Origin of the sequence: Aquabacterium humicola (assembly GCF_030167915.1) — a bacterium.
GTDB lineage: Bacteria > Pseudomonadota > Gammaproteobacteria > Burkholderiales > Burkholderiaceae_C > Pseudaquabacterium > Pseudaquabacterium humicola.
Genome location: NZ_JARGNB010000002.1, coordinates 435232 through 460194 on the forward strand (window position 1 = coordinate 435232; position 24963 = coordinate 460194).

General features: G+C 72.7%; 17 protein-coding genes. 9 read left to right on the forward strand and 8 right to left on the reverse strand.

Going from position 1 to position 24963, the window contains the following annotated elements; all coding sequences use genetic code 11:
- Window position 1: 1 nt before the first annotated feature.
- Both P1K89_RS12305 and P1K89_RS12310 read right to left on the reverse strand, forming a co-directional pair.
- A complete protein-coding gene (locus P1K89_RS12305; protein ID WP_284616741.1) occupies window positions 2-1348 on the reverse strand; it encodes a DUF1501 domain-containing protein in 1347 nt (448 codons plus the stop codon).
- A complete protein-coding gene (locus P1K89_RS12310) occupies window positions 1345-2991 on the reverse strand; it encodes a DUF1800 domain-containing protein (RefSeq protein ID WP_284616742.1) in 1647 nt (548 codons plus the stop codon). The genes P1K89_RS12305 and P1K89_RS12310 overlap by 4 nt, the downstream gene beginning before the upstream one ends.
- 308 nt (window positions 2992-3299) lie before the next feature.
- Here P1K89_RS12310 and P1K89_RS12315 point away from each other — a divergent pair, with 308 nt between their 5' ends.
- Entirely contained in the window at window positions 3300-4751 is a 1452-nt protein-coding gene (locus P1K89_RS12315; protein ID WP_284616743.1) for an SEL1-like repeat protein, read from the forward strand.
- 12 nt (window positions 4752-4763) lie between these two features.
- Here the strand turns inward: P1K89_RS12315 and P1K89_RS12320 are convergent, their stop codons facing one another.
- Both P1K89_RS12320 and P1K89_RS12325 read right to left on the reverse strand, forming a co-directional pair.
- Window positions 4764-7745 carry an HzsA-related protein gene (locus P1K89_RS12320; RefSeq protein ID WP_284616744.1) on the reverse strand — a complete coding sequence of 994 codons (2982 nt, stop codon included), beginning with the start codon at window positions 7743-7745 and terminating at the stop codon, window positions 4764-4766.
- A gap of 205 nt (window positions 7746-7950) precedes the next feature.
- On the reverse strand, window positions 7951-8586 hold the full coding sequence (locus P1K89_RS12325) for a LuxR C-terminal-related transcriptional regulator (RefSeq protein WP_284616745.1): 636 nt from the start codon (window positions 8584-8586) through the stop codon (window positions 7951-7953).
- Window positions 8587-8860: 274 nt separating this feature from the next.
- Here P1K89_RS12325 and P1K89_RS12330 point away from each other — a divergent pair, with 274 nt between their 5' ends.
- From P1K89_RS12330 to P1K89_RS12355, 6 genes are all read left to right on the forward strand, one after another.
- Entirely contained in the window at window positions 8861-10231 is a 1371-nt protein-coding gene (locus P1K89_RS12330) for a pyridoxal-phosphate dependent enzyme (RefSeq protein ID WP_284616746.1), read from the forward strand.
- Between the two features lie 25 nt (window positions 10232-10256).
- Window positions 10257-11444, forward strand: a complete 1188-nt coding sequence (locus P1K89_RS12335) for a trans-sulfuration enzyme family protein (protein WP_284616747.1) — start codon at window positions 10257-10259, stop codon at window positions 11442-11444.
- A 13-nt stretch (window positions 11445-11457) separates the two neighbouring features.
- Window positions 11458-12060, forward strand: coding sequence for a pyridoxamine 5'-phosphate oxidase family protein (locus tag P1K89_RS12340; protein ID WP_439897989.1), 603 nt, complete (start codon window positions 11458-11460; stop codon window positions 12058-12060).
- A 69-nt stretch (window positions 12061-12129) separates the two neighbouring features.
- Complete coding sequence (locus P1K89_RS12345; RefSeq protein WP_284616749.1) at window positions 12130-13116, forward strand: ABC transporter substrate-binding protein; 987 nt, start codon at window positions 12130-12132, stop codon at window positions 13114-13116.
- 104 nt (window positions 13117-13220) lie between these two features.
- Window positions 13221-18089, forward strand: a complete 4869-nt coding sequence (locus P1K89_RS12350; protein WP_284616750.1) for a CHASE domain-containing protein — start codon at window positions 13221-13223, stop codon at window positions 18087-18089.
- Between the two features lie 26 nt (window positions 18090-18115).
- Window positions 18116-19057 carry a diguanylate cyclase domain-containing protein gene (locus tag P1K89_RS12355; RefSeq protein ID WP_284616751.1) on the forward strand — a complete coding sequence of 314 codons (942 nt, stop codon included), beginning with the start codon at window positions 18116-18118 and terminating at the stop codon, window positions 19055-19057.
- A gap of 54 nt (window positions 19058-19111) precedes the next feature.
- Here P1K89_RS12355 and arfB read toward each other — a convergent pair whose 3' ends face one another.
- The 3 genes from arfB to P1K89_RS12370 are packed head-to-tail and all read right to left on the reverse strand — an operon-like array spanning window position 19112 to window position 22208.
- Window positions 19112-19510, reverse strand: a complete 399-nt coding sequence (gene arfB / locus P1K89_RS12360) for an alternative ribosome rescue aminoacyl-tRNA hydrolase ArfB (protein WP_284616752.1) — start codon at window positions 19508-19510, stop codon at window positions 19112-19114.
- Window positions 19511-19536: 26 nt separating this feature from the next.
- On the reverse strand, window positions 19537-21282 hold the full coding sequence (recJ, locus tag P1K89_RS12365; RefSeq protein ID WP_284616753.1) for a single-stranded-DNA-specific exonuclease RecJ: 1746 nt from the start codon (window positions 21280-21282) through the stop codon (window positions 19537-19539).
- Window positions 21279-22208, reverse strand: coding sequence for a hypothetical protein (locus tag P1K89_RS12370; protein ID WP_284616754.1), 930 nt, complete (start codon window positions 22206-22208; stop codon window positions 21279-21281). The genes recJ and P1K89_RS12370 overlap by 4 nt, the downstream gene beginning before the upstream one ends.
- A 24-nt stretch (window positions 22209-22232) precedes the next feature.
- Here P1K89_RS12370 and P1K89_RS12375 point away from each other — a divergent pair, with 24 nt between their 5' ends.
- A complete protein-coding gene (locus P1K89_RS12375; protein WP_284616755.1) occupies window positions 22233-23489 on the forward strand; it encodes a lipoprotein-releasing ABC transporter permease subunit in 1257 nt (418 codons plus the stop codon).
- Window positions 23482-24168 (forward strand): lipoprotein-releasing ABC transporter ATP-binding protein LolD, encoded by a 687-nt coding sequence (gene lolD, locus P1K89_RS12380; RefSeq protein WP_284616756.1) that lies wholly within the window; start codon window positions 23482-23484, stop codon window positions 24166-24168. Before P1K89_RS12375 ends, lolD begins: the two co-directional genes overlap by 8 nt.
- A gap of 115 nt (window positions 24169-24283) precedes the next feature.
- On the opposite strand, the gene P1K89_RS12385 is transcribed toward lolD, so the two are convergent.
- The gene (locus P1K89_RS12385) at window positions 24284-24940 is read right to left on the reverse strand and encodes a hypothetical protein (RefSeq protein WP_284616757.1); all 657 of its coding nucleotides are present in this window, start codon (window positions 24938-24940) and stop codon (window positions 24284-24286) included.
- Window positions 24941-24963 lie beyond the last annotated feature (23 nt).

Genomic DNA, 24963 nt, shown 5'->3' on the forward strand with positions numbered 1-24963 from the left:
TTCAGCGGTGCAGGAAGCCGAGGTCGGTGCGCGTGAAGTTCGAGAGCTTGGGCAGCACCTCGTGCAGCGCGGCGGGCTCGACGCCCAGCCAGGCGAGCAGCGTCGCGGCGACCTGGTCGGTCGCCGTGGTCGGCACGAAGCGGCCGCCGCCGTCGCGATCGAAGTCCTCGGGGCCCTTCAGGACCAGGCTCGGGAACGTGCCGTAGACCTGGCCGCCGGCGACGGGTCCGCCGAACAGCCACCAGTGGTTGCCCCAGGCATGGTCGGAGCCGCCGCCTGACGCCGGCCGCAGCGTGCGGCCGAAGTCGCTCATCACCAGCGTGACGACGCCGGGGTCGACGCCCGACGCGCGGTTGGCGGCGTCGAAGCCGGCGAGCGCGCGGCCGAGTTGCGCGAGCTGGTAGTCCTGCGTGCGCTCCAGCGTGCCGCGCTGCACGCCGTGGGTGTCGAAGTTGCCCCAGTTCAGCAGGAAGATCTGACGCCGCCGCCCGGTCTGCTGGAAGACCGGCAGCAGCTGGGCCAGCGTGCGCAGCGTATCGGCCAGCCGGCCGCTGCCGAAGTCCGCGGTCGGCGGCACGCCGCGGGCCATGGCCTCGACGACGGCCGTTGCGTCGGCCATGCCCGCCTCGAGCGAACGCGCGTAGACCTGCTGGTAGGCGTTGGCGAAGCCGCCCGCGGCCAGCAGCGACAGCGGCCGCGAGCTGTCGCTGTCGGGCCGGGCCAGGTCGGCGAAGCCCCAGTAGCGCTGGACCGCCGGTTCGGTGCCGATCCAGGACACGGGCGCGTGGCGACCCTGCACCAGCGTGCGCTGCGTGTCGAAGGAAGCCGCGGCCATCGGATGGCGCAGCGACGCCGGCAGCGCCTCGAGCCCGCGCCCGCCCCAGCCGCTGCCGTCCGCATCCGCGCCCCAGCCCTGCTGGATCGCCACCTGCTCGTAGTGCGACAGCAGGAACGGCGGCAGCGGCACCGCATGGTCCATCGCCTGCGCGGCGGTCGTCGGCACGACGAGCGGGCCGACGTTGGCGATCCACGCCAGGCGCCCGGCGTCGTACAGCGGCGCCAGCGGCGCCAGCGCCGGATGCAGTCCGAAGCTGTGGCCGGCGCTGCTGCCGCGCAGCTTCGCCAGGCTGGACTGGGCCAGCGCCAGGTTCGTGCGCGCCTTCTGATAGTCGCCATAGGCCGCGTCCATCGGCACCAGGCAGTTGTGGCCGTCGTTGCCGCCGTTGAGGAACACGACCACCAGCGCGCGGTAGTCGCCGGCCTGCGCCTGCCGGCTGCCGATCAGGCCCGCAGCGGCGGCGGCGCCGAGGCCCAGCCGCGACAGCAGCGTGCGCCGGCGCAGCGTCATGTGATGGCTCCGTAGTGCGGGCTGGCCAGCGCGAACAGCAGCAGCGCGAGGATCGCCTCGTCCCGCGGAAAGTAGCGCACCAGCGCCCAGTACGACTCGGCCGAGCGGCGCAGCGCGGCCGGCATCGCGCCGCGGAACCAGCGCTGGCTGATCAGCTCGACCAGCGCCGCGGTCGACTGCGCGGCCGCCTGGCGCAGCGGCGCGAAGTCGCAGCCGGCCTTCGTCGTCGAGCCAGTCCAGTTCACGTGCACGTTGCGCAGGTTGCCCAGGCGTCCGACGAACTCCTCGCCGATCAGCAGCCGCTGCTCCGGCGCGAGCAGGTTGCTGCCCGGCGCGGTGTCGGTCGGCGCATAGAAGCCGAACACGGACGGCGCGACGTACGGGTGCTGGCCCGGCACCATCGGCTGGCCGGTGGCCGCCAGCCGGGGCACCGTCCGGCAGCCGACGCCGCGCAGCAGCGCGGTGTGGAACAGCAACGGCTCGCGCAGCTTGCCGGAGCCGCGCAGGTCGGTGCCGCCGTCGCCGCGCCGAGCTTCGGGGTCGAGCAGCACGGCCTTGACCACCGCCGCCAGGTCGCCGCGCTGCCCGTGGCCGTTGTCGCGGAAGACCGCCGCCACGCGGCTGACGTAGGCCGGCGTGGGCTGGCTGGCCACGAGGTGCTGGATCAGGCGCAGGCTGACGAACGGCGGCGTATTGGCATGGTCGACCAGCACGCGCATCGCCTGGTCGAGGTCCTGGGCCGCGCTCTGGCCGGCCGGGAACACGGTGCCAAGCACCGTCTTCGAGCCGCCGTCGTGCGCCAGCGGATCGGCGGCGACCAGCGGATAACCGTAATAGGCGTACTTCTCGTTCGGGCTGCGCTGGTCGAAGGACCAGCCCGTGAGCGCGCGCGCCATGTCGGCGACGTCCTGCTGCGAGTAGCTCTCGACCGGGCGGCCATGGGCATCGCGCACCACGCTGCCGTCGGGCCGCAGCTGAACCAGGCCGATGCTGAACAGCTGCATCAGTTCGCGCGCGTAGTTCTCGTTCGCGGCGCAGCCGGCGCAGAAGCTCGGCGGCCGGTTGCCGACGTTGTCGAGGAACTCGCCCATCGCCGCGTGCAGCGACACCTGCTTCAGCAGGGTCTCGTAGCGTCCCAGGCCATGCCGCTGGAGCATGTTGTGGTACTCGAACAAGCCATTGGGCTGGTTGTTGACCAGCGAGACGACGATGAACTGCGACAGCGACCAGCTCACGCGCTGGCGCAACTGGTCGGGGCCGGTCAGCGCGGCGACGTGCCAGCGGTCGACGAGGTCCCAGAAATGCGTCTGCCGCAGCTTCGGGTTGGTGAAGTCGTCGTAGTGGCGCGCATCGCGGCCATCCAGCAGGCTCGGCGGCAGCGCCAGCTGCTCGTCGATCCATGCTGCGAAGCCGAGCGTGCGGACGCGATCGATGTCCTGCTCGGTCGGCCCGAAGCTCGCCTGCTCGAGGAAGCGGGCCGCGGCATAGCGGCTGACCTTCGGCGCCGGCGCGGCCGGTGCCACCTGGCCGGCGGACGCTTGCGCCGCCGCAGCGCCGCCGGGCGGCGCCTCGCCCGAGCAGGCAGCCACGCCGGCGAGCGCCAGCAAGCGCAGCGCATGCCACAGCCGGCGGGCAAGGCTCATGTCGGAAAGCCGTGGCGTCATCGTCGATGCCCGGTTCGGTCGGGCCGCCGAAGGGTATGCGCGTCGTGTCGCGCGGGATTCCTTCATTTGGAGGAGAGCGTGCGCGAGGCCCCGCGTGCAGGTGGTCTTGCGGCCGGCTGACGGGCGCATGACAGGCACGTCATCCGGCGGCCATGCTCGTGAAAACCCTCGGTTTCTATCGTTCGTCCCAGGCGGTCTTTCGGGGACCCGGTGCCAGCGCGACAGCGCCGAAGCGCACCGCCCGCGTGCCGCAGCCACCACACGAACGTTCCGAGGAATTCGACAGCATGCGCCGTCAGGACATCCAACTGCTTGCACTGGCCCGCCAGGGCGATGCCGCCGCGCGGCGCGAAGTGGGCCGCCGCTACCTGCTGGGCAGCGACGGCTTCCCGCACCACGTCGCGAGCGGGCTCGACTACCTCGCGCGCGACGACGACCCGGCGGCCGCGCGCATCGTCGCCGAGGCGCTGCCGCTGGCCGAGCTGCTGGCGCTGGACCAGTTGCCCGCGCTGGAGCGCGCCGCGCAGGCCGGCAGCGCCGCCGCGCAGCGCAAGCTCGCGGCGTGGCGCGTGCTGCGCGACGGCGGCGACATCGCCGCGCTGCCGCGCGACGACGCGGACCTGCAGCTGCCCGCGGTCGCGCGGGTCGCGGCGCAACAGGCGCTGGCCGGCGCGCCGCTGCCGCAGCTGTCGCGCTGCCTGCGCCACGCGCTGGCGCTCGCCGACCGCGGCAGCGGCGACGGCGCGACGGCCGACCTGGCCGCTCTGGTCGTCGACGCGGTGCAGCGCGCCGAGACCGAGCAGACGCCGCTGCAGGGCCTGTCGGCCGACGCGCTGGCGACGATCCTCGACCAGCGCGCGATGCAGGGCGACCGCATCGCCGCCTACGCGCTCGGCCGGGCGCTGTGCGGCATCACCAATCCGGCCTTCGCGCCCGAGCTCTTCGCCGAGCACCAGAACATGCGCCGCGGCGCCGCCTTCCTGCTGCGCGCGGCCGATGCGGGACAGGACGACGCGTGGCTGCACCTGTACCGCCTGCATGCGGACCACCGGCTGTCGGTGGCCAACCCGCAGATGGCGCGCTTCTTCCTCGAGAAGGCGGCCACGCGCGGCCTGGCCGAAGCGCAGCGCAAGCTCGGCGCGCTGCTGCTGCGCGAGGCCACCGCGCTGGCCGAATCCGAGCAGGCGATCCACTGGCTGCACCAGGCCGCGGGCCAGGGCGATGCGCCGGCGCGCGAGCTGCTCGATTCGCTGGTGCTGCCGGTGGCCGATGACGATGACGACGATGCGCAGCAGGCGATCGAAGAACTGCGCCGCAGCGACCCGTGGCTGGCGATCCGGCTGCAGCTGGCGCGTGTGTTCGGGCTCACGAAGCTGGAGGCGCTGTCGGTCGATCCGGCCGAGGGCCTGCGCCCCTGGGGCCTGGTCGTCGGCCGCAACCCGTTCGTCTCGCAGAGCCGGCTCGCCGCACCGCGCGCGATCCCCGCGCTGTCGGCCGCCGCGATGGAGGCCGCGCGCCAGGCCGCGTCCTTCTTCGGGCAGGCGCGCGGCGATGCGCGCAGCGCCGAGGGCGACCTGCGCCGCCGTTCGGCACGCCAGCGCCGCGCCTTCGAGCGCCTGGGCCTCGACGACAGCATGTTCTTCGCCGAAGCGACCGCGATGACGCTGGAGGCGCTGCGCCTCGGGCCGAAGTGGGCCTTCCGCGCGCGCCAGCCGCTGCGGTCGGCGCTGGCGGCCTGAGCGGCCTGCTCGTCAGCGCTTGCCGGTGGCGTTCTTCGGGCCCAGCGCGGCCGCCGGCCCCACCGTGGTCTTCCAGTGGTGCAGCAGCTGCCGCAGCGCTTCGGGCTCGTTCTGCGGCGTGCCGCGCCCGGCCTGGTCCTTGTGGTTGGCACCGTGGCAGCTCGCGCAGACGCGCACCTCGCCGGGCTGGAACGTGACCCACACCCGCTCGCGCACGATCGGCACGCCGCCGGCATCGGTGGTCTGCCAGCCGAGGGCACGGCGCGTAGGCACGAAGGCGGCGGTCGAGCCGTCGGCGCCGATCTTCACGCTGCCGGCCGGCCCGCCCGGGTTCGGCGGGTTCGGCACCGCTTCGTGCAGCACCTGCGCGATGTGGCGCCGGCCACGCGCGCCGGCGCTGTACGCGCGGATCTGGTCGGCCTGGAAGATCTGCAGGTTCGATATCGGGTAGACCGGCCCGGGCCGTTGGCTCGACAGCGTCTTCACGCCGCCGGGCACCTGCAGGTTGAAGGGCTGCTGGATGTCGGCGTCGTCGCGGCTCGTGACGTTGCGCGACACGATCAGCGCGAGGTTGTTCTGCGCCATCCACTGCCTGAAGGCGGCGACGTCGATGCCCTGCTGGGCGAAGACACCGGCCTCCGGCGCCTCGAGCTGCGGCGCCGGCCGCGCCGGCCGGGCGCGCGCGACGACCTCGACGGCCTCCATCTCCCACAGCGGCCCGCTGAACGACGGCGTGTCGCTGAAGTTGCCGGGGTTGAACCAGCTCACCGACTTGACGATGCCGGGGGTCAGCGGCAGCGACTGGGTGCCCGCCTCGTAGAGCCCGGTGGCCGCGTTCTTGCTCAGCAGCCGCAGCCGGAAGTCCTTCATCAGGCTCGGCGTCGCCGAGGTCGCCGTCGTGTGCGTGGCCACCACGGCGCCGGAGACCAGCGGCAGCGGGTTGCGGTAGCGCCCGCCCGGTGATGTGCCGCCCAGCGGCGCGGTGACGTCGGTGACGACCATCTGGTCGCCGTTGACCGTCGGTGCGCCGGTCAGCTGCACGATCTGGTTCGTGCTCAGCGAGCCGAACTCCCGCGACAGGATGGCCAGGTAGGTGCCGGGCCGCGTCGGGTCCTCGCGCAGGTGGAACAGCCCGCCGTCGGTATTGACCTGCTTGCGGTTGGCGTGCTGGCTGTCGTCGGTCAGGTCGTTCAGCGACGGGTCGTCGAGGAAGCTGCGCTGCAGGTAGCCGAAGTTCAACTCGTGGCGGCCGACGTGGTTCAGCGTCTCCTCCTCGGTGCCGTCCTGGTTCATCTGCCACGGCGAGAAGACGTTGTAGCGATGGCCAACCACCGGCCCGTACGGCGTCTGCACGATGCCGCGGTTCGGGCCGACGTCGCGCGGCTCGGGAAACACCTCGGCATTGCTGCCGGCCGAGCCGGCGCCGGTGTCCTCGCCGGTGTAGTTGAACGCCCCCTTGTCGCCGGCATCGTTCTGCTGGTCCCGCTGCAGGTGATCCCAGCGGGTGAAGACGACGCGGCCGAAGCTGTCGATGGTGGGCGAGAACGCGCCGCTCGGCGAGTGGTTGAGGATGTTCAGCGCCCCGGTTGCCGGATTCAGGCGCCAGATGCCGGTGACGGTCGGCGCGCTCTCGTACTCGTCGAGCGTCGGGTACAGATGCGCCAGGCCGCTGCGCGGGCGGTCGCTGGTGAACAGGATGTGATCGTCCGTGGTGTACAGCGGCGAGACGTTGTTGTAGTTCGCCGGCTGGTGCGGCACCTTGCTGATCGACACCGCCTGGCCGATGCCGAGGCCCGAGACCTCATAGAGCTGCCAGAAGAACGGGGCCTGCGAGGTCTGCGCGGTCGGACTGCCCACCAGCATGCTGAACAGCGCCTTCGTGCCGCTCCAGTGCACGCTCGGCTCGCGCACGGCAATCGCGTTCGCGCCCTGGAAGCCGTCGCTGCCGAAGCCGGCCTCGCGCGTCAGGTTGCGCAGCGAGCCGTCGGGGTAGCGAATCATCAGGTCGCCCCCACGCGGCACCTGGCCGACGCCGGTCAGGTGGTTGCCGAAGGTCGACGCGCGACCGGTGAAGTCGCCGAGCGCCGGGACCTGCGTGACGAACAGGATCGGGTTCGGCATCGCGGCGCCGGGTGGCGGCGGCGGCGGAGGCGGCGGAGGCGGAGGTGGAGGCGGAGGCGGAGGCGGAGGCGGAGGCGGAGGCGGAGGCGGCGGCGGCGGAGGAGGAGGAGGCGGCGGCGGCGGCGGCGGTGGCGGCGGCGGCGGCGGAGGAGGAGGCGGCGGTGTTCCATCCGCCGGCTCCAGCACCAGCTTCAGCGTCGGCCGCCATTGCGGCCCTGGGTCGTCGCTGCCCCGGAACCACGACACGCGGCCGCTGGTCGTCGGCAGCAGCACGACCCCGTGGTTGCTCGCCGGGTTGTCGATCCAGCCCTGCACGACCGGCACGTCGAGGTCGATCGTGCGCGCGTCGTACTGCGCACCGGTGAACCCGCTGACGACGAACGCCTTGCCGCCGACCCAGTCGGTGCCGCCGCTGCCGGGCGACGCCCACAGCTGCGCATCGTTGCGCTGCTTCCAGCCGAAGCGGCTCGACGCGTCGTTCCAGGCCCGTGCGAGGTAGCGCCCCTCGAGCCGGTGGCCGGTGGCACCGAAGTCGAAGTTCAGCAGCAGCTGGGCCTTCAGCACGTGGCGCCCGCGCAGCGCTTCGAGCGAGCCGAAGCGCAGGTACGAGCGCATCTCGTAGCCGCCGTTGCCGTCGATGCGGTAGGCGCCGTGGCGACCCGTGCGGGTGACCACGCCCTGGCCCCCGTTGTATTGCAGGTATTGCGTGCTGACGCTGGCATCGACGGCCGCGGTGTAGCCGTTGAGCCCGTGCCGCAGCAGCACCTCGTCGCCGGCGGCGGTCGCCGCCACGGCGCCCAGCGCGGTCTGGCATGCACCGGCGAGCACGGTGAACAGGAACAGCGAAGCGCGTCGCTGGTTCGGCCTTGTCATGGTCCCTCACTCGTTGGGTTGTGGCCCGCGCACGTTAGGGGGGCGCGCTCGACGGCTCCGGGTGCAGATGGTCATGGGCAGCCCGCGCAGATGGGGCGTCGCGGTAACGACCGTTTCCGGATGCAACGCGCCGAGGACAGCGCGACGACGGCAACGCACCGGTGCCGGCGTGCGTGGTGCGCACGAGCCGTCGGCAGCCGCGGCCTCAGCGGCCATCGCGCTGCCGCGCGGCCTGCGTGCGGTTCTTCACCTTCAGCACCCGCAGCAGCGCCGACACGTGGTTCTTCACCGTGCCTTCGCCGATGCCGAGGCGCACGGCGATCACCTTGTTGCTGAGGCCTTCGCGCAGCAGCGCGAGCACCTCGGCCTGCCGCGCCGTCAGCACCTCGGCGCCACGCGGGCGCACGCCGCGCGCATGGGCCGGGTCGAGCGTGCGGCCGGCAAACGCCGCCTCGATGCCGGCCCGCAGGCGCGACAACGGCGCCAGGCGCGGCAGGCAGGCCATCACGGCCGGCACCCGCGCCATCAGGACACCGGCCTCGTGCGGCGTCAGGTCGCAGATCACGACGAATCGCAACGACGGGTGCTGCTCGGCCAGCTGTACCAGCCGGGCGCCGCCGGCCATGCCCGGCACGCGCGGGTCGAGCACGACGAGACTGACCGCCGGCGTGCGCTGCAGTGCCTGCGCCAGCGCATCGCCGTCGCCGGCTTCGAGGCAGCAGACCGGGCCGACGAGGCCTTCGACGATGCGCCGCACCCCTTCGCGCACCAGCGCACTTTCATCGACGACGAGCAGCACGTGTGCCGGCGGAAAACGGACCAGGGGATCGTGTTTGAGCATCTTCTGGGAAGGGGCGGGGCGCGCGGCCCGCGCCCGGCGGTGACGGGGGCAGACGCCCTCGCCGCGGGACCGGCGGCCGCGGCGCGAGCGGCGGGACTGTGCAGGCCCGCGCGTTCCATGCGCGTTCCGCGGTCCGCGGCCTGCCGCCGAAGGCGGGCGCGGTCCGCGCACGGCGTCGTCAGCAGGCCGCGTGATACCGTCGTGCGCAAGCTCCGGTGCCCGCGGCGATCCCGCCGGCGCCGGATCGTTCGACAAGGAACGTCAAGGGGACGCCATGGCCACCAACCGACCGGCCGTGCTCGACCTGATCGGCAATACGCCGCTGGTCCGCATCACGCGCTACGACACCGGCTGCTGCGAGCTGTACCTGAAGCTCGAATCGCAGAACCCCGGCGGCTCGATCAAGGACCGTATCGGCGTCGCGATGATCGAGGCTGCCGAGCGCGACGGCCGCCTGCAGGAAGGCGGCACCGTCGTCGAGGCGACCGCCGGCAATACCGGCCTGGGGCTGGCGCTGGTGGCGCGCGCGAAGGGCTACCGCGTGGTGCTGGTGGTGCCGGACAAGATGTCGGCCGAGAAGGTGCTGCACCTGAAGGCGCTGGGGGCCGAGGTGCACACCACGCGCAGCGACGTCGGCAAGGGCCACCCCGAGTACTACCAGGACCTGGCCGCCCGCCTGACGCGCGAGATCCCCGGGGCCTTCTTCGCCGACCAGTTCAACAATCCCGCGAACCCGCTGGCGCACGAGACCGGCACCGCGCCCGAGCTGTGGGCGCAGATGGGCCACGACGTCGACGCGATCGCGGTCGGCGTCGGCTCCGGCGGCACGCTGACCGGGCTGACGCGCTTCTTCCGCCAGGTGCAGCCGAAGCTGGAGTTCGTGCTGGCCGACCCGGCCGGCTCGATCCTCTGCGACCTCGTCAAGACCGGCCGCCACGGCGAGGCCGGCTCGTGGGCCGTCGAAGGCATCGGCGAGGACTTCGTGCCCTCGATCGCCGACCTCGGCGGCGTCAGGCAGGCGTACTCGATCGACGATGCCGAGAGCTTCGACACCGCACGCCAGCTGCTCAAGCGCGAGGGCCTGCTCGGCGGTTCCTCCACCGGCACGCTGCTGGCCGCGGCGCTGCGCTACTGCCGCGAGCAGACCACGCCGAAGCGGGTCGTCAGCTTTGTCGTCGACACCGGCACGCGCTACCTGAGCAAGGTCTACAACGACGGCTGGATGGTCGACCAGGGCCTGCTCGCGCGCAAGGCCTACGGCGACCTGCGCGACATCATCGCGCGACGCGCCGAGGATGGCAGCGTCGTCAGCGTCGGGCCCGACGACACGCTGCTGACAGCCTTCCAACGCATGCGGCAGGCGGACATCTCGCAGCTGCCGGTGCTCGAGGGCGGCCGGCTCGCCGGCGTGCTCGACGAGAGCGACCTGCTGATGAACCTGCACGACGGCGCGGCGCATTTTCGCGACGCGGTGAAGAGCGCGATGTCCACCGACCTGCAGACCCTGAAGCCTTCGGCCTCGCTGCGCGATCTCGAAGCCGTGCTCGACCGCGGGCTCGTGGCCATCGTCGCCGACGAGCGCGGCTTCCACGGCCTGATCACCCGCTTCGACCTGCTGAACCACCTGCGGCGCTCGTTGCGCTGACTTTCAACGTTAGGATTGATCCGCCATGAACACCGACAAGCATCAGCGTTTCGCGACCCGCGCGATCCACGCCGGCCAGTCGCCCGACCCGTCGACCGGCGCGGTGATGCCGCCGATCTACGCCACCTCGACCTACCGCCAGTCCAGCCCCGGCGTGCACCAGGGCCTGGACTACGGCCGCAGCCACAACCCGACGCGCTGGGCCTGGGAGCGCAACGTCGCCGACCTCGAAGGCGGCGCCGCGGCCTTCGCCTTCGCCTCCGGCCTGGCGGCCAGCGCGACGGTGCTGGAGCTGCTGCCCGCCGGCTCGCACATCGTCTGCGGCGACGACCTCTACGGCGGCAGCTTCCGCCTGTTCGACAAGGTGCGCCGCCACAGCGCCGGCCACCGCTTCAGCTTCGTCGACCTCGCGCGGCCGGAGAACCTCACCGCGGCGATCACGCCGCAGACGAAGCTGCTGTGGGTCGAGACGCCGACCAATCCGCTGCTGAAGCTGGCCGACCTGCGCGCACTGGCCGAGATCGCCCGCGCGCACGACCTGATCGCGGTGGCCGACAACACCTTCGCGAGCCCCTTCAACCAGCGGCCGCTGGAGCTCGGTTTCGACATCGTCGTGCACTCGGCGACCAAGTACCTCAACGGCCATTCGGACGTCATCGGCGGCGTCGCGATCGTCGGCGCGGCCGATCGCCTGACGCCGATCCGCGAGCGCCTGGGCTTCCTGCAGAACGCCGTCGGCGCGATCGCCTCGCCCTTCGACAGCTTCCTCGCGCTGCGCGGCCTGAAGACGCTGGCGATCCGCATCGAGCGCCACAACCGCAATGCGCTCGACCTCGCGCAATGGCTCGAGCGCCAGCCGAAGGTTTCGCGCGTGCATTACCCGGGGCTCGAATCGCATCCGCAGCATGCGCTGGCGAAGGCGCAGATGGCCGCTGTCGGTGGCGGTTATGGCGGCATGATCTCGATGGACCTGAAGACCGATCTCGCCGGCGCGAAGCGCTTCCTCGAGACGGTGCAAATCTTCACGCTCGCCGAGAGCCTGGGCGGCGTCGAGAGCCTGATCGAGCACCCGGCGATCATGACCCACGCGACCATCCCGCCCGAAACGCGCGCGACGCTGGGCATCGGCGACGCGCTGGTGCGGCTGTCGGTCGGCATCGAGGACGTCGAGGACCTGCGCGAGGACCTCGCGCAGGCGCTGGCGACGATCTGACGGGCCGCCGATGATCATCGACACCCCGGCCGCGCTTCGAGCGCTCTACGCCGCGCCCGGCGAACGCGCGGTGCGCAAGCAGATCGACCACCTCGATCCGCACTGCCGCCGCTTCATCGCGCTGTCGCCGTTCCTGGTGCTGGCCACCAGCGACAGCGAACACCGCCTCGACGCGTCGCCGCGCGGCGGCGATCCCGGTTTCGTGAAGGTCAGCGGCGAGCGCGAGCTGCTGATCCCCGACGCGCCGGGCAACAACCGGCTCGATTCGTTCGACAACATCCTGGCCACCGGCAGCGTCGGCCTGCTGTTCTTCATCCCCGGCTTCGACGAGACGCTGCGCGTCAACGGCCGGGCGCGGCTGTCGTGCGACCCGGCGCACGTCGCCGCCTGCACCAGCGAACGCCGGGCGCCGAAGCTGGTGGTGCAGGTGCGCGTCGAGGCCGCCTACCTGCATTGCGCGAAGGCCTTCATGCGCTCGAAGCTGTGGGACCCGGCTTCGCTGGTCGACCGCGAGAGCATGCCGACCATCGGCCAGATGATCGCCGACCAGAGCGGCATGACGACGGCGCCCGAGACCCGGGCGGAGATGGTCCGGCGCTACACGCCGGACCTCTGACACCCGCGGCGGGTCCAGAATGACGGCTTGATGCCGTCCTTCGTCCGCGCCGCTGCCCGGCCAGCCTCGATGCCGTCGTTCCTTCGTTCGCTGCCCGTCCTGCTGCTGCTGCTGGCCGGCTTGACCGGCCGCGCCGCAGCCGCCGACGTCCCCCCGCTGACGCTGGCCGTCTCGCGCGGCTCGGTGTCGATGCTGGTCTACGTGGCGGAGGCGCGGCGCTACTTCGCCGACGAGGGCGTCGACTTGCGCACCGTCAATTGCACCAGCGGCCGCGCCTGCCTGGGCCTGGTCGGCGATGGTCTGGCCGACCTCGGCACCGCGGCCGAGCTGGCCGTCGTGCTGGCCGGCGGCGGTGTCGCAGGGGCGCGTCCCGACCTGGCGATCGTCGGCTCGATCAGCACCTCGCCGAACCAGCTGAAGCTGATCGCGCGGCGCAGCGCCGGCATCACGCAGGCGGCGGACCTGGCGGACAAGCGCATCGGCACGGTCGGTGGCACGTCGGCGCAGTACTTCCTGGTGTCCTGGCTGCAGCACCACGGCATCGCCGGCGCACGCCTGCAGTTCATGGCGCCGGAGCAGCTGTCTGCCGCGCTGCATGCCGGCGTCGTCGATGCCATCGCGATCTGGGAGCCGATCGCCACGCTGGCGCAGCGCGAGCTGCGCGGCGACGCGGTCGAGCTGCCGGGCGCCGGCGTCTACACCCAGCATTTCGTGCTCGCCGGGGCGCAGCGTGTGCTGCGCGACAAGGAGGAGGCGCTGCAGCGGCTGATGCGGGCGCTGCTGCGCGCGCAGCAGTACGTCGCCGACGAGCCGGCCAAGGCCGCCCAGATCCTGGCGACGCGGCTGGGCATGCAGCCGGCCGATGCGGCCCGCTTCGTCAACGACCACGATTACCGGCTGCGCCTGGACGCCACGCTGCTGCCGACGATGAGCGCGCAGGCGCGCTGGGCGGTGCGCGAAGGCCTGCTGCCGGCCGAGGCCGCCGTGCTCAGCCCGGCCCGCTTCGTCGATGCGCGCTTGCTGGCCCGGCTGGCACCGTCCGCAGTGGCGCGCTGAGCTTTCATTCAGCATAAATGCCATAAAGCGCAAAATAGTCCTGGTGTTCGGGCGGTTGCCGACGGGGCGCTCGCCGAACAATCGGGGGCTTCATGGGCGCTGACGTGAACACCAAGCCGGGCCACCTGCCGATCCGCCTGTTCGCGGAAATGCTGGGCATCGCCGCGCTGGCGGAACTGCTGGTCGTGCTCGTCGGCGCGCCGCTGCTGCCGCCGCTGCCGGCGTGGCAGGCGGGCCTGGCCAACGCTCTCGCGCTGGTCGTGCTGGCGGCCCCGGCCGTCTATTGGCGCAGCATGCAGATCGTGCGGCGTGCGGCCGAGGCGCAAGCGCCCGCGGCCGGCACCAGCCCCGCGCCGCTGCCGGCCGAGCGCGAACGCCGCCGGCTGCGGGCGATCGGGCTGACCGCGGTCGTGCAGCTCGGCGGACTCGCGCTGACGGCGACGCTGGTGCTGTGGATGAACGCGCGCATCGACGAAGAGGCGCGAGGCCGTTTCGACCGTTACCTCGAACGCCTGGAAGCCGAGGTGCAGCGGCGCTTCCGGCAGCCGCTGAACGCCCTGCGCGGGGCGCGGGCGATGATCGCCGCCACCGGCGTGCCGGGGCGGGCGGCGTTCCGGGCCTATGCCGAGGCCAGCGGCGTGGCCGAAGGCCTCGCGGCCGGCGTGGCCGGCATCGGCTTCGTCGAGCGCGTGCCGCGCGAGCGGCTCCAGCACTTCATCGCCGCCGAACGCGCGGACGGCGCGCCGAAGTTCGAGGTGCACGGCGGCGGCAGCGGGCCCGAGCTCTATGTCGTGAAGTACGTGGAGCCGCTGGCCGACAACTTCCGCGCGTGGGGCGTGGACTTCGCCGGCGAGCCGGTGCGGCGCCAGGCCATCGAGCGGGCGATCGACACCGGCGAGCCGACGCTCACCGGCCCGCTGACGCTGCTGCAGCGCCCGGTGCCCGGCTTCTGGCACGTGCTGCCGGTCTACCGCGGCGGCGCCGAGCCGGCCGGCACCGAGCAGCGCCGCGCCGCGCTGGTCGGCCTGCTCTACGCGCCGCTGGTCGCGGCCGACCTGCTCAGCGGCGTCGCCCAGGCCGCCGAAGGCGCACTGGACTTCGAGCTCTACAACGGCGACGGCAGCGAGCTGGCGCAGCTGGTCTTCGACGCCGACGGCCACATCGCGCAGGCGGGCCAGCACCCCGGCAGCCGCGTCGACGAGGCGAGCTACGCGGGGCGCTGGATGGCCGGCGCGCGCCAGCTGGTGATCGGCGGACGGCTGATGACGATGCGCGTCAGCACGACGCCGGCCTTCGAGGCGACGATCGACCGCCGCCCCGCCGCCTACGCGGCCTTCGGCGGCGCGCTGCTGAGCATGATGGCGGCGCTGGCGGTGTGGTCGCTGTCGGCCGCGCGGCTGCGCGCGCAGACGCTGGCCGAGCGCATGACGGCCGACCTCGACCGCCTGGCTCAGGTGGTGCGCCACACGCAGAACGCCGTGATCATCACCGACCGCGACCTGCGCATCCAGTGGATCAACGAGGGCTTCACCCGCATCAGCGGCCACGACCTCGCGGCCGCGCGCGGCAAGACCCCCGGCGAGCTGCTGTCCAGCGGCAAGGCCGACCCGGCGGTGCTCGACGAGCTGGCGCAGGCCGCCGCCGAAGGCCGCGCCTGCCGCGTCGAGATCCTCAACCGCGCCGCCGACGGCCGCGAGTACTGGATCGACACCGAGGTGCAGCCGCTGCACGATGCCGAGGGCCGGCTGACCGGCTTCATGGAGATCGGCAGCGACATCACCGACAAGCGCCGCGCCACCGAGCAGCTGGCCGCGGCCACGCAGGCGCTGGTGCGCGAGCGCCAGCGCCTGGACGCGATCCTGCGCGGCACCGATGCCGGCACCTGGGAATGGAACGCGCAGACCGGCGAGACGCTGCTCAACGAACGCTGGGCCGGCATGCTGGGGTACTCGCTGGCCGAGCTGACGCCGATCGAGCACACGACCTGGGCCGAACTGGTGCATCCCGAGGACCTGCCGAACGCGATGCGCGCGCGCGACCGCCACCTCGCCGGCGAGACCGAGGTCTACGACTGCGCGCTGCGCATGCGGCATCGCGACGGGCACTGGGTGTGGGTCGAGACGCGCGGGCGGGTGTCGACGCGCACCGCCGACGGCCGGCCCGAATGGCTGGCCGGCACGCACATGGACATCACCGCGCGCAAGCTGGCCGAAGCCGAGCTGCGCAGCAACGTGACGCTGATGAAGGCCATCCTCGAGAACCTGCCCTGCGGGCTGAGCGTCTTCGATGCGCAGCTGCGCCTGGTCGCGCACAACACGCAGGTGCGCAAGCTGCTCGACCTGCCGGAGCACCTGTTCCACCGGCCGGAGACGAGCTTCGAGGAGATCATCCGCTTCAGTGCCGAACGCGGCGAGTACGGTGCGCTGGCGGACGTCGATGCGGAGGTCACCGCGCGTGTCGCCCGCGCGCGCAGCAACCGGCCCCAGCAGTACGAACGCCTGCGTCCCAACGGCCTGCCGCTGGAAGTGCGCCGCGCGCCGATGCCCGGCGGCGGCTTCGTGACCACCTACACCGACATCCAGGAGCGCCGCCGCGCCGAGGCGCGGCTGCGCGACAGCGAGCACCTGATGCGCCTGGTCACCGACAACATGCCGGGGCGCATCGCCTACTGGGATCACCATCGGCGGCTGGTCTTCGGCAACCGCGCGTTCTTCGAGCGCTTCGGCGGCACGCTGGCCGAGCGCGCGGGCTGCACCGCGGCCGAGGTGCTGGGCGCCGAGATCGCGCGGTCGAGCGCGCCGATCGTCGCCGCGGTGCTGCACGGCGAGCCGCGCAGCTTCGAGCGCGACGAGACCGCCGCGGACGGCCGCCGCCGCCACGTGCTGACGCACATGATCCCGGATGTCCGCGACGGCGTCGTGCGCGGCTTCTACGCGCTGACGCTGGACATCAGCTTCGTCAAGGAGGCCGAGGCCCAGCTGCGCGAGGCCAACCATGCGCTGACGATCGCGCGCGACCAGGCCGAGCACGCCAGCCTGGCGAAGAGCCGCTTCCTGGCCAACATGAGCCACGAGATCCGCACGCCGATGAACGCGATCCTCGGCATGCTGAGCCTGCTGCGCAACACCGGCCTGACCGAGCGCCAGCTCGACTACGCGGGCAAGGCCGAGCGCGCCGCGCGGGCGCTGCTCGGGCTGCTCAACGACATCCTCGACTTCTCGAAGGTCGAGGCCGGCAAGCTCGAGCTCGACCCGCGCCCGTTCCTGCTGACCGAGCTGTTCGACGACCTGTCGGTGATCCTGTCGGGCAACCTGCAGGACAAGCCGGTGGCCCTGCACTTCCAGATCGACCCGGCGGCGCCGCCGATGCTGGTCGGCGACGACCTGCGGCTGCAGCAGATCCTGGTGAACCTGGCCGGCAACGCGGTGAAGTTCACCGGCGAAGGCGAGGTGGTCGTCTCGGTAAGGCTGATCGAGCGCACGGCCGCGCAGGCGCGCCTGGAGTTCGCGGTGCGCGACACCGGCATCGGCATCGCGCCCGAACAGCAGCAGCACATCTTCAGCGTGTTCTCGCAGGCCGAGGCCTCGACGACGCGCCGCTTCGGCGGCACCGGCCTGGGCCTGTCGATCTGCCAGCGCCTGGTCGAGATGATGGGCGGGACCATCGCGCTGCAGAGCCGCCTCGGCGAAGGCAGCCGCTTCAGCTTCGTGCTGACGCTGGCCGTGGCCGCGCCGCCGCCACCGGCGCCGCAGAAGCTGCCCGCGCTGACCGCGCCGCCCGCCGGCAGGGACGACGGGCGGCTGGCCGGGCTGCGGCTGCTGCTCGTGGAGGACAACCCGTACAACCAGCAGATCGCGCAGGAGCTGCTCGAAGCCGAGGGCGCGCAGGTCACGGTGACGGGCGACGGCGCGCAGGGCGTCGCCGCGGTGGCCGGCGCGAAGCTGCCCTTCGACGCCGTGCTGATGGACCTGCAGATGCCGGTGATGGACGGCTTCGGCGCGGCGCGCGCGATCCGCGGCCGGCTCGCCCAGACGACGCTGCCGATCATCGCGATGACCGCCAATACGATGAGCGGCGACCGCGAAGCGTGTCTGGAGGCCGGCATGAACGACCACGTGGGCAAACCCTTCGACCTCGACGAACTGGTCGACAAGCTGCGGCGGCTGCTGTCGGAGGCGGCGCGCGACGCGATGCCGCCGCCGCCCGCGCAGGTCGCGCCGGTGGAGGCGTTGCCGCCGCAGGCAGCGCCGCCGGCGCCGATCGCATCGTCGGCACCGCCCGCACCGCCCGCACCGCCCGCATCGCCTGTGTCGCCCGATGCCGCCGCCAGGCCCGCGGTGCGCAAGCCCGCCCCGCTGCCCGCCGAGGTGGTGGCCGACGCGCTGCAGTGCGGCATCGATCTCGCGGGCGCCGTCGCGCGGCTGGGCGGCCGCAGCGACGTCTGGCTGCGCTCGACGCAGCCCTTCAGCGACGACCTGCCGCGCCGCATCGAGCAACTGCGCGTGGCGCTCGGCGCGGGGCGGCGCGACGATGCGCGCCGGGTCGCGCATTCGCTGAAGGGCCTGGCGGCGACGCTGGGCGCGCAGCGGCTGTCCGAGGCCGCGCTGGCGGCCGAGCAGGCGATGGCCCAGGCGCCGGTGCCGGCCGATGTCGCCGACCGCCTGCACGAGGCGACGGTGCTCGCGGCGCGCGAGCTGCGCCGCGTCGCCGAGCGCCTGGCCGCCGCCGCCGCGGCGGCACCCGCCAGCGCGCCGCCCAAGGATGCCGCCGCACTGCTCGCCCGCATGGGGCCGCTGGCGGCGCTGCTGCGTGAATCGGACATGGCCGCCACCGATGCCTTCGCCGAGCTGCAGCAGGCGGCGCAGCCCGGCTGGCAGCGTGCGCTTCAGCCGCTCGGCGACGCGATGGCCCGCCTCGACTTCGACGCCGCGCTGCGCGCCTGCGACGATCTCGCGGCGACACTGCGCGCATGAGCTTTCACTTCGCCGACACTGTGCAGATGCAAGCAGTACCGCATCGGCCCCGGCTGCTCGTCGTCGACGACCAGCCGGCCAACGTCCAGGCGCTCTACCAGGCGCTGTCCGACGAACACCAGATCCTCGTGGCGACCAGCGGCGAGCAGGCGCTGGCGCTGGCCCGCGACAAGCGCCCCGACCTGATCCTGCTGGACATCGTGATGGAGGGCCTCGACGGCCTCGAGGTCTGCCGGCGCCTGAAGGCGGACGAGGCGACGCAGGCGATCCCGGTGATCTTCGTCACCGGTCTGAGCGGCGAAGCGGACGAGGCGCACGGGCTGGAGATCGGCGCGGTCGACTTCATCACCAAGCCGATCCACCCGGCGGTCGTGCGGGCCCGCGTGCGCACGCACCTCGTGCTGAAGCAGCAATCCGACCTGCTGCGCACGCTGGCGCTGGTCGATGCCTTGACCGGCGTGCCGAACCGCCGCTTCTTCGACGAGCAGCTCGCCGCCGACTGGCGCCGCGCGCTGCGCGACGGGCATTCGATCGCGCTGGTGATGATCGATGTCGATGTCTTCAAGCGCTACAACGACCACTACGGCCACCAGGCCGGGGACCATGCGCTGCAGCGGGTTGCGCGCAGCGTCGGGGCTGGCCTCGCGCGCCCCGGCGACCGGCTGGCGCGCTATGGCGGCGAGGAGTTCGCCTGCATCCTGCCGGACACCGACACCGCCGGTGCGCTGGAGGTCGCGCAGCGCCTGGGCCGCGCGGTGCACGATCTCGGCATCGAGCATGTGCACTCGGCGATCGATGGCGTGCTGACGATCAGCCTCGGCGTCGCCGCGATCACGCCGACGCCGGGCGACGAGCCGGCCGAGCTGCTGCGCCGTGCCGACGAGCAGCTCTACGAGGCCAAGCGCCTCGGCCGCGGCCGTGCCTGCGCCGCCGGCATCGCCGGCGAGGCGCTGGCCACGCGCTACTGATCCGAGCCGGACGGTTCGCGCCGGCCGCTCACTTCGTCCGTTTGCGCGGGCTCTTCACTCCGGCAGCTTCGAGCGCGCCGCCTTCAGTGCGCCGCGCTGCTGCTTCGCTTCGATGCGCCGCCGCTGCGATCCCGCCGTCGGCTTGGTCGGGATGCGCTTGCGCGGCGGTGACGCGACGCTGTCCACCAGCGCCTGCAGCCGCGCCAGCGCGTCGGCCTTGTTGCGCGGCTGGTCGCGGTGCGATTGCGCCTTGATCAGCACCACGCCATCGGCGCCGATGCGCGCATCGCGCAGCGCGGCCAGGCGCAGCTTCACCGGCCCCGGCAGCGACGAGGCGTGAATGTCGAAGCGCAGCTGGACCGCGCTGGACACCTTGTTGACGTTCTGGCCGCCGGCGCCCTGCGCGCGCATCGCGGTCCATTCGACTTCACGCTCGTCGATTCGCAGGTGCATGGATGGCAGGCCCCGCCGTTGCCGGTTCAGCCGGCCGCCTCGATCACCATCTGGAGGCGCTGCTGGCCCTGGAACTCGTCGAGGCTCAGCCGGTAGGCCAGCCGCACGCGCGGCGGCAGCGGCTCGGTGCGGCCGAACCAGATCGCGTCGCGCACCGGGCCGCCGGCGAGCGCGGCGTGACGCACGCGCAGCTTCAGGTGCTTCTCGCCGACGAGGCGCTGCTGCAGCACGTCGACCTCGTCGCAGAAGACCGGCGCCTCGAAGCCCTGGCCCCACACCTGTGCGTCGATGCGCTCGACGGTGTCGACGCAGAAGTACTCGACCGGCAGCGAGCCGTCGTGCGCCAGCGTGCGGTTCAGCGCTTCCGGCTGCAGCACCTCGCGCGCCACCTGCTGCAGCGCGGCGTCGAAGGTGGCGAGGTCTTCGGCGCCTATCGTGCAGCCGGCGGCCATCGCATGGCCGCCGAAGCGGCGCAGCACGCCCGGATGGCGCTTGCTGACCAAGTCCAGCGCATCGCGCAGGTGGAAGCCGGCGATCGAGCGGCCCGAGCCCTTCAGCAGCCCGTCGCTGCCGCGCGCGAAGACGAAGGTCGGCCGGTGCAGCCGGTCCTTCATGCGGCCGGCGACGATGCCGACCACGCCTTCGTGGAACTCGGGGTCGAACAGCACCAGCGCCGGCGGTGCGCCCGGGGCGCCATCGTCGGCCGGCACGCGCCGCTCCAGCAGCGCCTCGGCCTGCTCGCGCATGCCGGCCTCGAGCTCGCGGCGTTCGCGGTTGATGCCGTCGAGCTGCGCGGCGAGCGCGGCCGCCCGCGCCGCGTCGTCGGTGACCAGGCACTCGATGCCCAGCGTCATGTCGGCCAGGCGTCCCGCGGCGTTGATGCGCGGCCCGAGCGCATAGCCGAAGTCGAAGGCCGACGCGCGCTGCGGGAAGCGGCCGGCGGCGGTGAACAGCGCCGCGAGCCCCGGCTGCATGCGGCCGGCGCGCACGCGCTTCAAGCCCTGCGCGACGAGGCGGCGATTGTTGTCGTCGAGCTTGACGACGTCGGCGACGGTGCCCAGCGCGACGAGGTCGAGCAGCGCATCGAGCCGGGGCTGCGTGGCGGCGTCGAAGCGGCCGCGGCGGCGCAGTTCGGCGCGCGCGGCGAGCAGCACGTAGAACATCACGCCGACGCCGGCCAGCGCCTTGCTGGGGAAGCCGCAGTCCGGCTGGTTCGGGTTGACGATCACGTCGGCCTCGGGCAGCCGCACCTGGCCGTCGACCAGCGCCGGCAGGTGGTGGTCGGTGATCAGCACCTGGATGCCGAGCGCCCGGGCATGCGCCACGCCGGCGTCGCTGGCGATGCCGTTGTCCACCGTCACCAGCAGCGCCGGCTCGTGCGCCCGCGCGAGCTCGACGATCGCCGGCGTCAGCCCGTAGCCGTGCAGCTGGCGGTCCGGCACGACATAACGCAGCAGATCCCGGGAGGCGCCGAGCAGCGCCAGGCCGCGCAGCGCGACCGCGCAGGCGGTGGCCCCGTCGCAGTCGTAGTCGGCGACGATGCAGATGCGCTGCCGCGCGTCGATCGCGTCGGCAAGCAGGCTCGCGGCGGCGTCCGCGCCCTTCAGCGCATCGGGCGGCAGCAGGCGGCCCAGGCCGTCGTCGAGGTCGTCGGGCGTGCGCACGCCGCGCGCGGCGAACAGCCGCGCGAGCAGCGGGTGCACGCCGGCCTGCTCGAGCGCGAAGGCCAGGCGCGGCGGGACGTCGCGGCAGTGCAGGGTGGGAGCGCTCACAGGGTTTCCAGGATCGTGTGCGCCGCGGGGCGGCGCCAGGTCGACGCGACACGTTGCCACAGGCTCGTGCTGCCGGTCGAGAACGATTGCGCGGCGCGTTCGCCGCACAGCGTCAGCGTCACCGGGCCGTCGTGCTTGGCCAGCGCGGCGACCGGGCCGGCGTCGAGCTGCTGCCAGGCCTCGCGCCAGGCGACCCAGTCCTCGCCGAGCGCCGCGGTGCGCAGGCGGTCGTCGACGATCGGCGCCTCATCGGTTTCTGCAGCTTCGGGCCGGGCCCGGCCGCAGCCGCTGAGCCAGAACGAGTTCACCGTCGGCAGGCACGCGGCTTCGCGGCGGTCGTTAATCGGGTGCGTGTACAGCAGCATCTGCACTTCGTTCTGGATGCGGCGGACGAGCCGGGCCGCGGGCTGGCCGGGCAGCCAGGGGTCGATGTTGCGGCCGATCACGCGGTCCAGCGACGCGGTGGCGAGGCCGTCGAAGCCCGCATGCGTGGCCAGCCACTGCAGCGGGCCGGCGTAGTGCAGCGTGAAGCCTTCGCTGTCGAGCAGCGGCCGCACCGCCGCCAGCAGCTCGCGCGAGGCGGCGTCGTCGAGCTGCAGCGCGGCGGGGTCGATCATCGACACCTGGTGGGTCCCCACATGCAGGTGCAGCGGCGTCAGCAGGCCCCAGGCGTCGCCGGACTCGGGCGCACCGCTGCGGCGCGCGAGCCGCGCGGCCCACGGCAGCAGGCCGTCGTCGACCGTCCAGCCGAGGGCGCGCGCCAGCGCCCGTTCGTGCGGTGGCGACAGCGTGGATTCGTCGGCTGCATCGGCCGGCTGCGGCTGCAGCCGGGCCAGCAGGCGCTCGAGCTGCGGCAGCGGCAGGTCGTGCAGCGCGTGGCGGCCCGCCTCGGAGGTGGCGGCGGCAAACGGTACGATGAGGTGCATGAAGACCTGGATTATCGGTACCGCATGAACTGGCCCTACGAGTGGCAGATCGGCTGGCGCTATACGCGCAGCGGCCGCGCGGGCCGCCGCAACGGTTTCATCTCCTTCATCTCGTTCATCTCGGTGGCCGGCATCGCCATCGGCGTGGCGGCGCTGATCATCGTGCTCAGCGTGATGAACGGATTCCAGAAGGAAGTGCGCGCCAAGATGCTGGCGGTGATCTCGCACGTCGAGGTCTTCGACCGCGAAGGCGCCGCGCTGGCCGACTGGCGCACGACGGCGCAGAAGGCCTCGCAGAACAGGCACGTGGTCGGCGCGGCGCCCTTCATCGCCGCGCAGTCGCTGATCGCGCGCGGCGACGAGATGCGCGGCGCGATCGTGCGCGGCATCCTGCCGGCCGAGGAGGCCAAGGTCACCGACATCGCCGCGAAGCTGCGCGACACGGTGCTGGCGAAGCTGGAGCCCGGCGCCTGGCGCATCGTGCTGGGCATCGAGCTGGCGCGGCAGCTGCGCGTCAGTGCCGGCGATCAGGTGACCATCCTTGCGCCGGGCGGGCAGGTCACGCCGGCCGGCGTGATGCCGCGCATGAAGAGCTTCACCGTCGCCGGCACCTTCGAGGCCGGCCACTACGAGTACGACAGCGGCCTCGCGCTGATCCACGTCGACGACGCGGCGAAGCTCTATCGGTTGGAAGGCCCGAGCGGCGTGCAGCTCAAGCTCGACGACGTCAACGCCGCGCGCACGGTGGGCTACGAGCTCGCCGGCACGATGGGGCCGGGCCTCGTCGTGCGCGACTGGACGCGCGTGAACCGCAACTGGTACGACGCGGTGCAGATCGAGAAGCGCATGATCACGATCATCCTGACGCTGCTTGTCGTCGTCGGCGCGTTCAACCTGGTGTCGACGCTGGTGATGACGGTGACCGACAAGCGCGCCGACATCGCGATCCTGCGCACGCTGGGCGCGAGTCCGCGCTCGGTGATGGGCATCTTCGTCGTGCAGGGTGCGACGGCCGGCGTCATCGGCACGGTCGTCGGTGTCGGGATCGGGCTGCTGGTGGCCTTCAATGTCGATGTCATCGTGCCGGCCATCGAACGCCTGCTCGGCGTCACCTTCCTGCCCGGCAGCATCTACCTGATCAGCCGCATGCCCAGCGATCCGCAGATGGGCGACATCGTGCCGATCGCCGTCGGCTCGCTGATCCTCGCGTTCCTCGCGACGCTGTACCCGAGCTGGCGCGCCAGCCGGGTCAACCCCGCGGAGGCGCTGCGTTATGAATGAGGTCCGGGCGACCGTGCTGGCCGGCGAGGGCCTGACCAAACGATTCACCGAAGGCGGCCTCGACGTCGCGGTGCTGCAGGGCGTGGACCTGCACGTGCATGCCGGCGAGACGCTGGCCATCGTCGGCGCGTCGGGCTCGGGCAAGAGCACGCTGCTGCACCTGCTGGGCGGGCTCGACGTGCCGACCGCCGGCCGCGTCGAGCTGATGGGGAAATCCTTGCACACGATGGACGCGGCCACGATCGGCCAGTGGCGCAACCGCCACCTCGGCTTCGTCTACCAGTTCCATCACCTGCTGCCGGAGTTCAGTGCGCTGGACAACGTCGCGATGCCGCTGCGCATCCGGCGCGAGCCGGTGCCGGCCGCCCGCGAGGCCGCGCGCCGCATGCTGGACCGCGTGGGGCTCGGCGCGCGCGTCGAGCACCGGCCGGCGGAGCTGTCCGGCGGCGAGCGCCAGCGCGTGGCGATCGCCCGCGCGCTGGTCTCGCAGCCGGCCTGCGTGCTGGCCGACGAACCCACCGGCAACCTCGACCGCGGCAGCGCCGACGCGGTGTTCGCGCTGATGCTGTCGCTGGCGCGCGAACGCGGCACCGCCTTCGTGCTGGTCACGCACGACCCCGGGCTGGCGGCGCGCTGCGACCGCGCGCTGCAGCTGGACAAGGGGCGGCTGGCCGGTTGACGCCCAGGTGGTCTGCGCCAGCAGGGAGGTTCCGTGGTCGCGCTGCGGTTGCGGGCGTATGGACCGGGGCGCCGCACGCGGGCGGCGCCGATGTGCTGTCCGCCTGGGCGGTCCGTCAGCCGCGGCCGCAGGCGCTGCCGCGGCGGCCGGCCCCCTGCCGCGGCGATCCGTGGCGCCGCCGCGAAAGTCCGCCTGCCGCGGCCAGCGCGGTCAGCACGAGCAGCGGGGCTGACGGCTCGGGCAGCACCGCGCTGGCGACGATGTTGTCGAATTGGTTGTAGCCGTTGGCGCCGTCCACGGTGCTCCAGGACACGCTTTGCAGGCCGCGCAGGTCGAACACCAGCGTCTGCAGTCCCGGCTCGAAGTCCAGCCAGGTCTGGAGGACTTGCGAGTGGCCGTCGACGAACAGGAAGCCCAGGCTGAGCTGGACGGAGGCGCCGGCGTTGAGCACGTCGCCGAAGTCGATCGAGACCAGGTCGAACGCGCCGCCCCCGACGCGGCTCATCGTCGTCGTGGTGCCCCAGTAGTTCGTGAACAGCGCGGCCTGTCCGGGGTCGCCCTGGTACTCGTGGTCGCGGCCCCAGGCGGCCAGGCAATCGGTGCTGCTGTCGCAGTCGTTGGAAAAGCTGAAGCCTGCCGAGGTCACCGGATTGAAGGTGGCGAAGTCGGCGTCGTGCGAGCGCTCGTCGAAGGTGACGACCGTGGCGCCGGCGTGGCAGGCGAGCAGCGTTGCCAGCGCGGCCACGCCGCGCCGGATGAGGGAGGTGCTCATGAGGGTGGGTTCTCCATGCAAGG

Coding starts and splice junctions, on each gene's coding strand:
- P1K89_RS12310 (WP_284616742.1), bottom strand. CDS start 2,991: ATGAGCCTTGCCCGCCGGCTGTGGCATGCGCTGCGCTTGCTGGCGCTC.
- P1K89_RS12320 (WP_284616744.1), bottom strand. CDS start 7,745: ATGACAAGGCCGAACCAGCGACGCGCTTCGCTGTTCCTGTTCACCGTG.
- P1K89_RS12370 (WP_284616754.1), bottom strand. CDS start 22,208: ATGCACCTCATCGTACCGTTTGCCGCCGCCACCTCCGAGGCGGGCCGC.
- P1K89_RS12355 (WP_284616751.1), top strand. CDS start 18,116: ATGCAAGCAGTACCGCATCGGCCCCGGCTGCTCGTCGTCGACGACCAG.
- P1K89_RS12330 (WP_284616746.1), top strand. CDS start 8,861: ATGGCCACCAACCGACCGGCCGTGCTCGACCTGATCGGCAATACGCCG.
- arfB (WP_284616752.1), bottom strand. CDS start 19,510: ATGCACCTGCGAATCGACGAGCGTGAAGTCGAATGGACCGCGATGCGC.
- P1K89_RS12315 (WP_284616743.1), top strand. CDS start 3,300: ATGCGCCGTCAGGACATCCAACTGCTTGCACTGGCCCGCCAGGGCGAT.
- lolD (WP_284616756.1), top strand. CDS start 23,482: ATGAATGAGGTCCGGGCGACCGTGCTGGCCGGCGAGGGCCTGACCAAA.
- P1K89_RS12325 (WP_284616745.1), bottom strand. CDS start 8,586: ATGCTCAAACACGATCCCCTGGTCCGTTTTCCGCCGGCACACGTGCTG.
- P1K89_RS12345 (WP_284616749.1), top strand. CDS start 12,130: ATGCCGTCGTTCCTTCGTTCGCTGCCCGTCCTGCTGCTGCTGCTGGCC.
- P1K89_RS12385 (WP_284616757.1), bottom strand. CDS start 24,940: ATGAGCACCTCCCTCATCCGGCGCGGCGTGGCCGCGCTGGCAACGCTG.
- P1K89_RS12305 (WP_284616741.1), bottom strand. CDS start 1,348: ATGACGCTGCGCCGGCGCACGCTGCTGTCGCGGCTGGGCCTCGGCGCC.
- P1K89_RS12335 (WP_284616747.1), top strand. CDS start 10,257: ATGAACACCGACAAGCATCAGCGTTTCGCGACCCGCGCGATCCACGCC.
- P1K89_RS12375 (WP_284616755.1), top strand. CDS start 22,233: ATGAACTGGCCCTACGAGTGGCAGATCGGCTGGCGCTATACGCGCAGC.